This is a genomic window from Myxococcus guangdongensis, assembly GCF_024198255.1.
In the GTDB taxonomy this organism is placed as follows: domain Bacteria; phylum Myxococcota; class Myxococcia; order Myxococcales; family Myxococcaceae; genus Myxococcus; species Myxococcus guangdongensis.
On the sequence record NZ_JAJVKW010000004.1, the window covers coordinates 404,137 to 417,826 of the forward strand.

At 68.1% G+C, this 13,690-nt stretch carries 12 protein-coding genes; 6 read left to right on the forward strand and 6 right to left on the reverse strand.

Annotation, left to right across the window (positions count from 1 at the left end):
- Positions 1 to 81: 81 nt before the first annotated feature.
- Entirely contained in the window at positions 82 to 489 is a 408-nt protein-coding gene (locus LXT21_RS15060) for a DUF1801 domain-containing protein (protein ID WP_254038819.1), read from the reverse strand.
- 231 nt (positions 490 to 720) lie between these two features.
- Here LXT21_RS15060 and LXT21_RS15065 point away from each other — a divergent pair, with 231 nt between their 5' ends.
- Positions 721 to 1,236: a hypothetical protein gene (locus tag LXT21_RS15065; RefSeq protein WP_254038820.1), complete on the forward strand. Its 516-nt coding sequence runs from the start codon at positions 721 to 723 to the stop codon at positions 1,234 to 1,236.
- 70 nt (positions 1,237 to 1,306) lie between these two features.
- The gene (locus LXT21_RS15070) at positions 1,307 to 1,639 is read left to right on the forward strand and encodes a hypothetical protein (RefSeq protein ID WP_254038821.1); all 333 of its coding nucleotides are present in this window, start codon (positions 1,307 to 1,309) and stop codon (positions 1,637 to 1,639) included.
- 1,025 nt (positions 1,640 to 2,664) lie between these two features.
- Here the strand turns inward: LXT21_RS15070 and LXT21_RS15075 are convergent.
- The gene (locus tag LXT21_RS15075; protein WP_254038822.1) at positions 2,665 to 3,993 is read right to left on the reverse strand and encodes a hypothetical protein; all 1,329 of its coding nucleotides are present in this window, start codon (positions 3,991 to 3,993) and stop codon (positions 2,665 to 2,667) included.
- A gap of 255 nt (positions 3,994 to 4,248) precedes the next feature.
- On the opposite strand from LXT21_RS15075, the gene LXT21_RS15080 reads away from it, so the two are divergent.
- The 4 genes from LXT21_RS15080 (at position 4,249) to LXT21_RS15095 (ending at position 8,532) form a co-directional block, all read left to right on the forward strand.
- A complete protein-coding gene (locus LXT21_RS15080; protein WP_254038823.1) occupies positions 4,249 to 5,127 on the forward strand; it encodes a hypothetical protein in 879 nt (292 codons plus the stop codon).
- Positions 5,128 to 5,165: 38 nt separating this feature from the next.
- Positions 5,166 to 6,053, forward strand: a complete 888-nt coding sequence (locus LXT21_RS15085; RefSeq protein WP_254038824.1) for a hypothetical protein — start codon at positions 5,166 to 5,168, stop codon at positions 6,051 to 6,053.
- A 71-nt stretch (positions 6,054 to 6,124) separates the two neighbouring features.
- Complete coding sequence (locus LXT21_RS15090; RefSeq protein ID WP_254038825.1) at positions 6,125 to 7,027, forward strand: TIGR02996 domain-containing protein; 903 nt, start codon at positions 6,125 to 6,127, stop codon at positions 7,025 to 7,027.
- Positions 7,028 to 7,275: 248 nt separating this feature from the next.
- On the forward strand, positions 7,276 to 8,532 hold the full coding sequence (locus LXT21_RS15095; protein ID WP_254038826.1) for a hypothetical protein: 1,257 nt from the start codon (positions 7,276 to 7,278) through the stop codon (positions 8,530 to 8,532).
- Positions 8,533 to 8,635: 103 nt separating this feature from the next.
- Here LXT21_RS15095 and LXT21_RS15100 read toward each other — a convergent pair whose 3' ends face one another.
- The 4 genes from LXT21_RS15100 to LXT21_RS15115 form a co-directional block, all read right to left on the reverse strand.
- On the reverse strand, positions 8,636 to 9,517 hold the full coding sequence (locus tag LXT21_RS15100; protein WP_254038827.1) for a hypothetical protein: 882 nt from the start codon (positions 9,515 to 9,517) through the stop codon (positions 8,636 to 8,638).
- Positions 9,507 to 11,126 (reverse strand): prenyltransferase/squalene oxidase repeat-containing protein, encoded by a 1,620-nt coding sequence (locus LXT21_RS15105; RefSeq protein WP_254038828.1) that lies wholly within the window; start codon positions 11,124 to 11,126, stop codon positions 9,507 to 9,509. The genes LXT21_RS15100 and LXT21_RS15105 overlap by 11 nt, the downstream gene beginning before the upstream one ends.
- Before the next feature lie 235 nt (positions 11,127 to 11,361).
- Positions 11,362 to 11,751: a PKD domain-containing protein gene (locus LXT21_RS15110; RefSeq protein ID WP_254038829.1), complete on the reverse strand. Its 390-nt coding sequence runs from the start codon at positions 11,749 to 11,751 to the stop codon at positions 11,362 to 11,364.
- A gap of 88 nt (positions 11,752 to 11,839) precedes the next feature.
- Positions 11,840 to 13,441 carry a hypothetical protein gene (locus LXT21_RS15115; protein WP_254038830.1) on the reverse strand — a complete coding sequence of 534 codons (1,602 nt, stop codon included), beginning with the start codon at positions 13,439 to 13,441 and terminating at the stop codon, positions 11,840 to 11,842.
- Between the last annotated feature and the right edge of the window lie 249 nt (positions 13,442 to 13,690).

Sequence of the window (13,690 nt, forward strand, 5' to 3'; positions counted from 1 at the left end):
AATTGAAGACCCCTGGTTCCCCGGGTCAATCCCAACCAAGGGCTTGGGGGAATGCGTCATGAATCCTGGTTCATGAGTCACTCACGCCAGTTGTCGAATCCACTGACGCACGAGCGCTTCGAGCGCCTTGCGCTGGCCCTTCACGGACTCGAGCGTGACGAGGCAGCGGTCCTTCGCGAGCCATCGGCAGAGCCCTTCGGGGTCGTCGAGCTCGACGCCATGTTTCGCGCTTGGCTTCACCTTCGCGCCGGTGTGGAAGACGAGCTGCACGCGGTCCTCGGAGCGCAGGTGCACCGCCGCGAAGAACTCGGTGGTGAGGAAGCTCGCGGTGTTCCACTTCACCGCCTCGCGGATGGAGGGGTCGACACCGAGGATGATCTTCCGGACCTGGTCGATGTCCTTGTGCAGAGGATGCGCTCGCTCCTCGAGCAGCGCGGTGACCTCCTGGGTGCCGTCTTGTGTGGACTTCGCTGCGCGCTTCGCGGCCATGCTCCTGTGTCTCCTCTCCGACGATTGCGTCCCGGTGCCGCGCCATCATCGCCTGACGGGGCCTGTCGAGGCATCGATGAAAGTGCGGCGGCATCGGTCAGATGACGTAAAGGACGACCGTATCGGTCAGGTGTCGTATCGGAGTGGCGGAGTGGAAAGGCAGGCGAAACTCGCTCATCGCAGCTCCGATAAGTCCTTTGTACGCAGCACCTACTTCCACGGAGAGACACCATGTTTCGAATTAGCGGACCGAAGACGGGCGCGGTGGTCATGGAGTCGTTGGACAGGACGATGAACGGGGTGGCGCTCGAGGCCACCGCGGCCAAGAGCGTGGGCAACAAGAACGCGCCGTCGGCGCCGGTGACGACGCCGCAGCAGGTGCTGGAGAAGGTGGGCAGCGTGTCCGGCACGGTGGGCAACGTCGCCAGTGTGGCGGACACGTTCGAGAGCGGCGCGAGGGCCGTGGGGCAACTGAAGAAGGGCGTGGAGCTCACGTCGATGCCCACCACGTTCGTCGGAAAGACGCTGGGCCGGTTCGTCCCCGGGCTGAACATCGCGACCGCGGTGGCCTCCGCCTCCAACGCGCATGGCGTGTTCACCAACCCTGCGTCCACGCCCGCGCAGAAGACGCATGCCGCCATCGACGCGTCCACGGCGATCGTCGCGGCGCTGCCCGTGCCCTTCGTCGCGCAGGGCGCCGCGGTGGTCAACACGGTCAACAGCCTGCTCACGCCCGCGTCGAAGTAGGCCGGGGCGAAAGCCTCTCTTCGTCACCCCCGACCTGAGGCAAGGTCCGTGGCGGGACGGGCTGAATGCCATGCATGCGGGAGCGCGCCGTCAGTCGGACCTGGTGTCCACCGTCACGCTCCGCGCGTCGAGCATCAACAACTCCGCGTTCGACACGCACGCCGCCAACGGGGTGACGGTGCATGCCAGCCACCTGCGCATCGCCTTCGAGATGATTGGCCGGAGGGTGGCGGAGATGAGCCTCACGCCCAGCCGCACGAACCCCTCCCAGTCGCTAGGACTTCTTCATCCCCGGCGGCTACGGCGTCTTCGACGGGGTCGCGAGGACCTGAGCCGGACGGTGACGCGGGCGTGCCTCATCAACGTTCCACGCCTCAACGCAGTATGGCGAGGCCGACGATGATTCAGAGCGCCGGTGGCACGACGTTCCTGCGCGCGAACGCGAGCGCCGGTGGGTCACGAGCTTGTCGCTCAGGTGAATCAGCGAGTGGATGACGCGCAGAGTCACGTCGGTGCAGGCAAGGTGGACGACCCGTGGGCTGCCCGAGCACGGCGCTGGACTCCCGGAGCGCGAAGTCTTCGGGCCTGCGGCGCCCGGGACGACTGCCTCGCTCTCGACATTCACGGGTCCTTTCCTTGACCGGGCTGCTGGCGATGAGCGCCTTTCATTCGCATGCAGCCCCCGGCAATAGACAGATGCATGCCTCTGGCAACCATTTGACCACCTTTCCCGCCTGGAGGCGTGAAGCGACCCGCCGGGGCCGATAGTTGCCTGGGGCAAGTATATTCATGCCATCGTGTTGCAAATTCCGCGAAGTCGTGCTTTACATGCCAAGCCTGTCCGTGCGGCCACCTGGGCAGGCAACACACACATCGTGAGAGGAGAGAGCCATGAATGCCGTGGGACTGCGTCGTTTTGCCTTGTGGGCGGGGTTGGTGATGCTGACCGCTTGCGGAGGGCCCCTTGCGGAGGAGGTCGACACGTCCGCGGGAGTTCCCCAAGAGGAACTTTCGATGGAGAACGAGGGGCAATCAGATGCTCCGCAGAGTTGCGCCTACCAGGGGGCAGAGTCCTGTAATCCGAATCGCCCCATCTGCGCGGCCTTCTGCTGCAATGGCGTGCGGCACCGCACCTATCAAGCCTGTGGCAACTGCACGACGTACGCGCTCAATGAGTGCAGCGATGAGGGCGGGGTCTGGCGCATTGAGTGGCATGCGCAGTAGTTGCCACTGCCCATAGGCGGCGTCTCGTCTCGCCGCTCATTGACCCAGCTGACAAGGGGCGCGCCTGCTCGCCAACAGGTGCGCACACCTCGGCAGCGGCGCTGCCATCCATCCCATCGTCAGATGTCCGGCTGCCAGCACGGCCCGAGGCCCTTGTGGGTCCTCTTGCGTCACGCGCCTCGGGGCCTGGCGTCGTCGGAGCCCTCAGCGCTTGCCGAAAGGATTCGACAGGGTCTGCCGGTTCATCTGGCAGTCGATCATCTCCTGCGTGAGTCCCGGATGGCGGAAGGGCGCCAGGCGCATCTGTGGCGAGGCCAGCCCGTCCGAATCCAGCTTGCCCTTCAGGTACTCGAGGCTGTCGCCGGAGCTGCTCTCGACGTTGCACGTCTGCCAATCGAGCTTGAAGGCGGGGTCCGGCCGATAGTGTCCGGAGGCAGAGTCCGCATGCACCACCTGGCCCTGCTGGGCTTGCAGCATCCCGGCGGCGTAGACGTCCCCGCCTGACGCCAGATAGCTGTGAGCCACGGCGTTGTTGGTGTTCGGATCCGTCCCCGTGTGGGTGATGGCCACGTTCCCGTCGCTGGCGCGATAGGCATACGCGTAATAGCCATCCCGCGCGAGGTCCTCCGGGCTGTCCAGGATGTCCACGCCAGGAATGTCGGTCGGGTCCGCGCGGTAGGACCACAGGCCGGTGGCGAGCGCGTTGATCCAATCCTTCCAATAACCCTGGTTGGAGTACGTCTTGGCGTCGGGCGGGGGCTGGAAGGGGACATGGGTCGCAGGGGGCGCGTCGTCCCAGGCGCAGAAGCCAGGGGCCTCGGGCTGGAACAGGGATGGAAGCGCGGGGACCTCGCACAGGTCCTGCTCCAGGTCCTGCGGTGAGGCCAGCGCTTCCGACCCTCGTCCGAGGCCCGGGAGCACCTGCGCGTTCGCCTTGGGGAGCAGGTTCCCCAAGGCGCTCTGGCCCGCCAGCAGCAGCGTCCCGTACTTCGCCAGCTTCCAGGCGAACGCGCCCCACCCACCCGAATTCTCCGCGGGCGCCTCGTCGACCGTGTCCTCCTCTCCAATGGGGTAGTTCGTGCCTTGCTCGTCGTTCAGTCGCGAGGCGAGCAGGTCCGCGATGTCGTCGTAGTACTCGAACGAGGCGTCCTCTCCCAGGGCCAGGAACTGCTCCTTCAGCGCGGGCATGTCCCGGCTGGGGATGCCCTTGTCGTCGAGGAGCAGCTCCACGTCCAGCCAGGCGTCCTCGGCGCTCTGCTCGATGTCGCCGCTGGTGATGCGCATCCTCTGGAGGACGGGGCGCGGAGCGCCATTGACGGCGGCCGTCTTGCGTTGGAGCGCCGAGACGCGAGGGCTCGTGTCCAGCATCCGCTGATAGCTCAACGCTCGCTGCACCGGGTGACTGTGATTGGCGCGTGCCTGGCTTCGGGCCAGGCTCCGCTCCGAGTCCGTGTGCCCCTCGCCCGTGTGGGACTTCGCCTGGACCGCGCCGACAGGCACCCCCTGTCGGGGCGCTTGCGTCATGACTCGCATGGGAGGACCTCGGGGATGGGCGTCGAGGATACGCCCAGGGGGCGTCCGCGAGACAGGCGCTGGCGGGTCCTCTCAGGTGAGAGGCTCCCCGGGACGCGCGGAGTCGGCCCGCGGGCTCTCGAGAATTCGCGCGAGGCAGGGGAGGGGAATTCGCCGGGAGTTTCGTTGAAGAGCCGAGGCCAAAGGGGGGCGGTGCTGAAGCGCGCCCCTCCTGGCCCCAGTCACTCATGCCCCGCACGGGGGGAGACCCGGACGATGAAACCTCGGAAGCACACCCGGAATTGGACGAGCACGACCCTCATGGGGGCGCTGCTCCTGCCCTCGGCGGTCCTGGCCAACGAGACCCATGTCTACGGCATCGCCGAGTTCGGCAGCGCGTCGAGCGGCCTGTGCGAGGCCAAGAGCCACAAGGTCCACACGAAGTCGGCGGCCGAGTTCGCCGGCTACTTCACCTCGCTGAAGAACAGCGGGAAGTGGTCGGACGTCCGCACCCTCAACAACGGGAGCGCGCGCGCCAACCTCTGGAGGGACGCCGCGCTGGTCTCCTCGCCCAACGGTGAGGACGACCGGACCAACGCGGGCGTCGACGACGCCGACGTCGTCTTCGTGCACACGCACGGTGGCCACAACCTGTCCTACAACCAGAGCTGGCTGGTGATGGGCAGCAATGTGGACGGCTGCGCGGCCATCACCAACCACATGCGCCTGGGCAACACCAAGCTGAACATCGCCGTCGTCAAGGCGTGCCAGTCCGGTGACTTCGAGGTCTGGAAGGCGGGCGGCTACAACGGGCTCGCCCCCTCCAGCAGCAGCTTCACCGTGTGGAACGCGTTCCACGGCGACTCGTCGTGCGGCAACTTCGTGAAGCGCTACGTGAAGCGCTACGTGTCCCAGTCGCGCAGCACCGGCGTGGGCGAGAACTGGATCGACGAGTTCTACGACCACGACTACGGCAAGAACAACGACGACTGCCCGGTGTCCATCGTCTTCGGAGAGACCGAGGCCAAGCGCTTCAAGATGTTCGAGTCCGGAGGCTGGACGGACCGCCACAACACCGGCCCCAAGGTCCGCTCCTCCTACTACGGCGTCTACGAGTGCGACCCCGACAGCGGCATGAAGCTGCCCTCGGAATGACCTCCCTCCAAGCCCTTGCCCGGAAAGAACGCCACGCCATGAAGACCCCACTCCTCCGTCTGTTGACCGCACTCCCGCTCGCCGCCGCGCTCGGCTGCGACAGCGGCGCGCCCGTCGAGCCCGCGCAACTCGACACCCAGGTCGCGCCAGCGGCCCTCGGCTTCGTCTTCGACTCCTCGCGCATCGCCACGCCTCCCTCGGGGGCCCTGCCCACCACCTTGCTGACACAGAGCGCGTTCACGGACGCGTCGCTGCAAGGGTTGTTGGTGGGCTCGACCGAGGCCTTCTCCGACGTGGAGGTCTTCGGCTCCCGGCGGGATCGCGAGTCCCTCACCTGGCGGCTGGAGAGCGACCCCGCCGAGGGCCAGGTCCTGGTGCTCAACAATCTGGGCAGCGGACCGGCGACGCCGCAGGAGCCGGCGGTGCTGCAGCGCACGGCCCTGGCCCGCCTGCAGCGCTGGGGCATCCCCACGGCGGAGCTGGGCCCCGTGTTCCAGCGGAAGACCTTCGTGCAGCATCGTGAGGACGGCGTGGAGACCTCACCCATCCTCCACCGCCACAAGACCTTCGTCATGCGCGCCATCAACGGCATCCGCGTCGAGGGGCACCGCGCGGTGGTGACGCACGGCGTGGATGGCACCTTCCAGCGCGCGCTCATCACCTGGCCTCCGCTGGCCCGCACGGGGCATCTGCTCCGCACGCGCCTGTCCACCGCGGACATCGAGCAGCGCGCCCGGGAGGCCCTGCTGGAGGAAGGGGAGACCGCGGGGAACGTGCGCCTCTTCTGGAAGTATCTCCCCACCCAGCTGGCCACCGGCGAGTGGGCGCTGACGCTCGAAGTGGGCGCCGGCACGGCCGGTGTCACGGGCCCCAACGGCTCCGAGGAGCCGCGCATCATCGACGTCGACGTGAGCGCGATTCCGTAGTCGTGCTCCTTCACTCCGGCCCTGCCGTCCTCGTGGGACGGCGGAGCTGGAGGGTGGGATAGGCTGGCGACGTGAACGAGGCCGATGGAGAGTCCCGAAGCGCCAGCATCCGGGAGCAGTGGCTGCCACGCGTCTATGCCAACCCCGAGGACGACGGCGTGCGGCTGGTGATGGCGGACCAGCTTCTGGAGACGGGCGACCCCCTGGGCGAGTTCATCGTGCTCCAGTGCGCTGCCGCCCCGGACCCGGCGCGCATCGACGCGCTGCTCGCGCGGCATGGACGGCGCTGGGAGCTGCCGCTGGGGGACCTCATCGAGCGTGGGGCGACTCGCTTCGAGCGGGGCTTGCCCGTGGCGGTGCGGATGTCGAGGGATGCGGCGCGTCTGATTCCCGCCGAGCCGGGACCGGCCTGGTGCACGGTGCGGGAGCTGGACTGGGCGGTGGTGCCCTGGTCGGTGGTCCATGGACAATGGCTCGCGCATCCGCATCTTCGAGGTGTGACGCGGATGCGAGGGGTGGAGCCATTCTGGGCCCGGTTGATGGGGCAGCCGCCCTCCGTCCATCGGCTGGAGCTGTGTGGGCCCATCGGGCCTCAGACGCGCGGCAGGACCGCGCCGGCGGATGTGTTCGACATCTTGGCCCTCCTGCCGAACCTGTCGTGGCTGGAGTTGCGCGACGCGGACGCGGACGACGTGCGCCTGTGCGCGAGCTCCAAGCTGGCGACGAAGCCGGTGCGCTTCGATGCCATCCTTCGGGGGCACTGGGCGCTCACGGTGAACCCGGGCGGGCAGGTGCCCATGGAGGCGACGCTGGTGAGCGAGCGGGCTGTCGGGACGTTCGAGCGGGTCCTTCGTGCGGCGGAGGGATTCGGGCCACGGGGCCTGCGGGTGCGCTGTGAGCCCAAGCTCGATGCCACGCGTCTCCAGCGCCTCCGCCGGGCCGCGTCTGGGTTCTCCCGCGTCGAATGGGTGTGAGCGTGTCCGTGTCACGGTAGAGTGGTGATGTGGAAGACACCGTGTACGGTCACCTGGAGCGCGCCGCGGAGTTCCTGGCCCGGCACGACGAAGAGCAGGCGCACACCGCCCTGATGGCAGCCTGGCGGGTGTGTCGCTCACCAGCCCTGGTCAAGGTGTGTGAAGAGGTCGAAAGCCGCCTGGTCGTGAGCGGCCTCGCCGTGGATGACGGGCCAGCGCAAGGGGCGTGGGAGGACAGGGCCAGGCACATGGCGTGGCTCCTCGTGCCGAAGGCGGGGAGGGCCTCGACCTCCCAGCTGGTCTACCTCGACGAGCTCCTTCGGGCGTTCCCGAACCCGCAGTTCGGGCCCGTGCTGGTGCTGCTCGCCCAACAGCCCGAGTTCCAGACGCCGCTGAACCTGACGAAGCTGTGTCTGGCGCTCAAGCACGTGGGACCGCCCTTCGACGTCGCCCCGCTCGAAGCGCTGCAAGCCAGGCTGGGGCCGGACAACGACTCCGCGGGGCGGCTCGCCTTCATCATCCGGGTGGGACGTGAGTGGGTGCCACCGGTCCTGGATGCGCGCGCCGAAGCCGCGCTGCGGGACGTTCGCGACGCGCTCTGCGCGAGAGGAGAATATGAGCGGCGCCGCGCGAGCGTCCGGGAGCAATGGCTGCCCCAGGTCTACGCCCAGCTCGACGACGATGCCGCGCGGCTGGTGATGGCCGATGAGCTGGCCACCCTCGGAGACCCCTGGGGGGAGTTCATCGTGCTGCAATGCTCGCCCGCGCCGGATGAGGCCCGGGTCCACGCGCTGCTCCATGCGCATCGGTCGACCTGGGAAGCGCCCCTGGGCCCCCTCGTCGCACCGGCCAGGACACGTTTCGAGCGGGGGTTCCCGGTGGCTGTCCAATTGGGGGAGTGGGCAGCCCTTCACGACTCCTGGCCCGAGCCGAGCGCTGCGTGGAGCACGGTGCGGGAGATTGATTGGGGCGGAGGTTTCGACACGGAGTGGTTCATGCATGCGCACCTGCGCGGTGTCCGACGGATTCGTCGGATGGCGTTCGCGGCGGCGTACAACCTGGACCTCCACCCCGCCGTCAGCAGGCTGGAGTTGTGTGAGTCTGGAGGGAGCGGGGCCCACCTGGCCGCGGGGCCCGGTGTTGGCTGGGCGGCGACGTTCGAGAGGCTGGCGCTGCTGCCGAGCTTGTCGTGGCTGGAGCTCCGCGACGCGGGCCCGGTGGGCCTGCGCCACTGCGCCAGCTCGTCCCTGGCGAGGAAGCTGGAGCGCTTGGATGCCGACAGGCAGGCCGCATGGCGGCTGACGGTGCGGCCCGCGGAGCAGGTGCCCCTCGAGGCGACGCTGGTGAGCGAAGAGGCCGTCGGCCTGTTCGTGAAGGTCCTTCGCGCGGCGGAGGGGTTCGGGACGCGAGGGCTTCGGGTGCGCTGCGAGCGCAAGCTCAGGTCCTGGGAGATGCGGGACCTGAAGCAGGCCACGGAGGCCTACGCCCACGTCGAGTGGGCGTGAGTCCCAATCCGCCGTGTCCATGCCGTGCCGAAGGACAATTCAACGGTCCGGTGGCGGACGGCCTCTCATCGCTCGCTCGAGCCATGTCTGGCAATCCCCACGCCTACCCGCCAGTCCCCTCGTCTTGGGGGACCTGGAAGGGGAGGGGATACCAGAAGGGGCCCAGGTGCATTCCCAGTCCCAGGGTGGGCCCTTCTTCCCAGGCGCGGCGGAACCGCACGGATGACTCGGCCCGCCCTGTCTTGTCCTGTCGCCAGGTGCGCCGCACGTAGACGTGGTCGTGGATGACGGTGCGCAGCTCGCGCTCGGTGATTCGGTAACCGGGGCGCTGGGTCCAATAACAGTCCATCTTGCCGATGATGAGCGGGGGCACCAGCTCCGGGGTCACCATCGGCTTGCCAAAGCCAATCATCAGCGTGGCCGGGGGGATGTCCTCGCCATAGAGCGCGCGGATGGCCTCCCCCTGCGTCCGGGCGCCGCTGCGCGCCGCGGCCTCGAGCACTTCGTTCCAGGAGTCTCCCGGCTCGGCGACCAGGGAGCACCAGAGCGTGTGCTCACCCCGGGGCATCAGGGCGACCGCCCGCTCCGCATGGGGCCGTAGCGCTGGCATGCTCGCGTCCCCCAACAGCCGCACGCGCCACCCGTTCTTCACGTAGAGCGCGGCGGACTCCGGCTCCGTGACGATGAGCCCCGTCCAGTCAATCAGTCGCTCTCGGTAACGAAGGGTGAGCTCCTTGAAGTGGCTCGGAGTGAGGTAGGGCGTGAAGACGTGGCGCACGCCGTGGTGGAAGAGCACCCGTACGCACTCGTTCATCCGGTCGAGGGTCCAGCGCGCGTACGCCTCGGTGCGGAGATCGACGCCGGCCAGGGCGGCGCTGCGGCGGGTTCCCTCTACCATCCAGACGAGGGTCGCGGGCGCCACGGCGCGGACCTGCTCGACAGGGGCCGCGAGGAACGCTTCCAACGTGGGCACTTCAGGCGACATGGGAGGGCTCCACTCCGAGGTGGGACGGGGGCAGCCGCAGCGCGAGCGAGAGGGCCAGCACGGCCATCGCCGTGCTCAGCAGCGGCACGTCGAAGGAGATGGGGCGAGGGCCCATCTGGTCAGGGATGGAGACGAACTCCCCCGTCCCCGCGTCTTGTTGGCGCAGGAGGTACGCGCTCGCTCGTCGCAAGCACGAGGGGGGAATCCGGTCCGCGCACCGAGGAAGGCACAGGGCCGCCAGCGCGTAGGCGGTGCTCAGGCCATCCGGGATGGGGGCGGTCTGCCTTTGTCTCCACCCGCCGTCCTCCCCCTGGCTCTCCAGCAGGTGGCGCAGGGCCCGCTCGCGCACCGGGTCGGGGGCGAGGTCGGGCTCCGCCTTCTCGTGGCACTCCAGCGCCCACAGCACGCGGAAGATGCTGTACGTCTCGCATTGGCTCCAGCTCGTCTCGAAGCGGCCATCGCTCCGTTGTCGCTCGCGAAGGAACTGTCGGGCCCGATGCATCGCCGGGCGAAGGTCGGGGCGGCGGTGGAGCATCAGGCTCTGCACCAGGAGGATGTTGGCGGTCATCGTGGGTTCGGACTCCGCCTCGCGCTCGTAGGTGGGATAACCACCATCCTCCCGCTGCAAGGGCTGGAAGTAGTCGAGCGCGCGCTGGAGGACGGGCGCGAAGCGGACCGCATCCTCCTGGTGCAGGACCTGGGCGCAGTTGGCGGTGCTGTCCGTGTCCGTCTGCCGGACGCCCTCCGCGAAGGCCCATCCTCCGTTGGGGTGCTGCCGCCCGACGAGGAACCGTGACACCTCCTGCCGCACCTCGGGGAGCAAGCCTCCCGCCTGGAGGCTGAGTCCGAGGATGGCGTTGAGCCACACGTCGACATCGTGGAGGAACGGGATGCCGCCGTCCTCCTGCTCCAACTGCCGGAGGAAGCGCAGGCCGCGAGGGAAGGCGGGGTGGGTGGGGCCCAGGGCCATCATGGCCACCAGGGTGATGAGCGACTGCTGCTCCCAGCTCCCGTTGGTGGCTTGCCGCGACTCGAGGAGGGCCAGGTCGCCCTCCTCACGTGTGGACGTGCCGCCCGAGTGGCGGGCATGGATGCGTCGTAGGGCGGCACCATAGGACTCGCTGAACCGATGGACCGCCTGGTCCCCGAAATCCTCCGGAGTCACCCCGGAGTGCTCGAGGCTCGAGAGCCCCAGCTCCACCATCAGCATGAGCAGCAAGGCCTTCTTGCGACGCTTTGCGTACTCCAGCGTGCCCAACAGGCGCTGAAGGGGCTGAAGGGTGTCGTCAGTCTGTGTGCGCCCCAGGGCCGCCAGGGCGAGGAGCCTGCTGAACTCATCCGTGGTGGCTTCGTGTCGGAGCAGATGGTCGCGCAGGCGCTGCTGCCACGCCGGGTCGAGGTCCGCGAGCTTCAGCGCATGCAGGGTGAGCGCTGTCTCCAGGACGCGGCCTCGGGCCCGACCGATGAAACGGCCTTCCCCTTGGGATTGGAAGTGCAGGAGCAGGAAGCGGCCCCCCTGGGCCCGGCCCGCCTCGAGGTCGCTTCTGTCGGGAAGCGCGTGCCGTGGGGAGGAATCACCCGCGCTGCCCGGATGAGAGCCTGCTCTCATGGCGCCTCTCCATTCGAACCACGACAGGGTTCGACGGAGAGGATGCTGCGCGTGATGTCTTGGTGCAAGGCTTTCGGACAGCTGCCTGGCGCCGACGGGCCGGGTGTCTGGATGTTTCAGTCCCCGCAGCTCAATCCAGACATGCCCGCAGCCCGCGCGCGGCTCGCCCCGCAGCCCAGATGCCGGCGACTGGCCCAACCCCTGCCGCGCCCGTGGGCACGGCAGGGGCGAGGGCTCAGGTCGAATCCCTGCCGGTGATCAACACCGTGCGCCTGTCGACACTGACGCCATTGACGTTGTCGAGCGCGGTCACGGTGATCGTGTAGGTGCCTGGCGACGCGTAGACGTGCTGGGTGATGATCTCGTTGCCCGCCACGCTGGCGGTGGCGCCATCGCCGAAGTCGACGACGAGATACGCCACGCTGCCGTCGGGGTCATGCGCGCCGACGGTGATGTCGAGCGCGAAGTTGGTGATGTAGTGGTTGATGTAGATCCAGGGCGTCTGGTTGTTGAGGGTGTTCTCCGGACGCGTTTGCGTGGGGTCCTCCGTCGGCGCGGCCAATGCGGCGGATGTGGCGCCGAGCAGCAGGGTGGCGGATAGAACAGGGAACAGCATGCGTCGCATGACCATCTCCTTGGTGTGATGCCGCGAGCGTCCGCGGCGGCGCGGGGGACTGTTCTTGCTAATGACCTTCATCGTCAATGCCAGCCACTCAGGAATCCTGAGGAACATAGCGCAGACGCGTGCCTCCGATGCCGTGCTCGAAGAGCACTTGCTCGAGCGGGGAGGAGAGGTCTCCGCCCGTGGCGGTCCGCTTGAGTTGCTCCTTCTGTCGGTTCTCGACCTTCGTGGGAGGGGAGGATGGCTTGTTCTCGAAGAGCTTCTTCTCGGATTCCTCTGCCTGCCGTCCCGCCCGCGCGGTGCCACCGCCCGTCATCGGGTACAGACCGTTGTCCGGGAGCATGTCCGCGAAGCCGTGGGTTCCCCTGGCGATCTCCTGGAGGCTCAGCACGCTGTTGAAGATGACGGAGCGGTGCCGGGCGGGCTCCGCGACCATCCAGGTGACGAGCATCTCTCTGAGCAGGGCGTGGAAGCTGGCGAGCTCGTCCGGAGGATCCACGGTGGGGTTCTTCACCATCTCCAGCATCGCCTGGGCGAGCACCGGGTCCGCCACGTCTTCCATTTTCTGCAGTTGACTCAATCGATTGAGGAACTCGGGATAGCTGACCTTGTGCTGCGGTCCGGCGGTGCCGGGCGTTCGCAACCCCTGCTGGTTCGGGTTCTCGTCATAGGCAATCGGCGCATCGTGTCCGAGGACGATGAACTCTCCCTTGGGCAGGGGCTTGCTCTTGCCCTTCACGCCAATGGGGACCTTCCCCGAGCCGACCGCCAGGTGGAGCAACTTGCCTCCGGGTATTTCTTTCTCCGCGGCCTGGCGCAAGCCCTGGGCCGCCGAAGCCCACCAGAGCAGCCCGTCGCCACTGGGGGTCAGCTCGCCCGTCTCGACGGAGCGCGTCCGGCCGGTGGGCACTTCAGAGTCGGTGGAGTCGATGACGTCCACGTTCGTGGGGGCCTCTGGCGTGTCGGTTCCCGGCACGACGTTGCGGTAGAGCCGGTCTGCCGCGCCGCCCAACGCGAGCGATGCCCTGGCGCTCTCGTTCTCCTTCGGGGGGAGGTTCGGCTGGTCACGGAGCACGGGGCGGTGCTTGATGGCCTCGACTCGCGCCTTCAGCCGGAGGCCCGCCATGGCCTCCTCGCTGTCCGGAAGCGCGTCTTTCGCAATCCACGACGTGAGGTTCTTGGACAGGGTGTTGAGCTTGAGGAGATAGCTCTTGAGGACGCCCTTGCTCGAGGCGGACGGACCCTCGCCCAGCGCGGTGAATTGTGTTCGCAGGTCCTCTGGAACCAATTCGTCTCCCGCCTGGGGAACATGATGGTTGTAGCGAAGCAGTCCGGTCTCGCCGTCGTAGACGTTGTTCGTGGCGTCATCCCAGATTTGATGTTCCTCCAGCGTTGGAGGAATCAGCAGGAGGTCGGGCGCTGGGCCGCCATGGGTGGTGTCCTCCGGGACGACGCCCCCTCCCTGTTTTCGCCAGTCCATCCGCTGGATGGGCGCGGCGGAGGCCGGTGCTCCCGGGTTGAGCGAGGTGCCGACGCGCGACAACTCCCGCACGCGAGGGCTCTGGTCGAGCTCACCCTGGCGCGCTCGCAGCTGGCTGACGTGGGGGGAGTCCGCCGCGAGCCCTGGGCGCATCATTCCCGGGGCGCGTTCTCCCGTGCGCTCCTGGGCGGGTCGGGCCATCTGGGTCCGCATGCGGGGGCTCCTGTCCATTCCGCGTGGAGGCCAGGGATTGTGGAGGGACACCCGGTGGCGAAGGAAGGAGCGGGGACGTTCGTCCATCCCCAACGACTCGCTGGGGCGGTGGGGCCGCGGCCCACAGTCCCAACCGGGGGCCCTGATGCCTGGTCACCGCGTCGTCCTTCTCGGCCAGGGTGCCGTCCGCCTTGAGCGCCAGCACGGGAGTGACCCACCCGGTCTGTCCACCGGCTGGAAGTCGAGGTG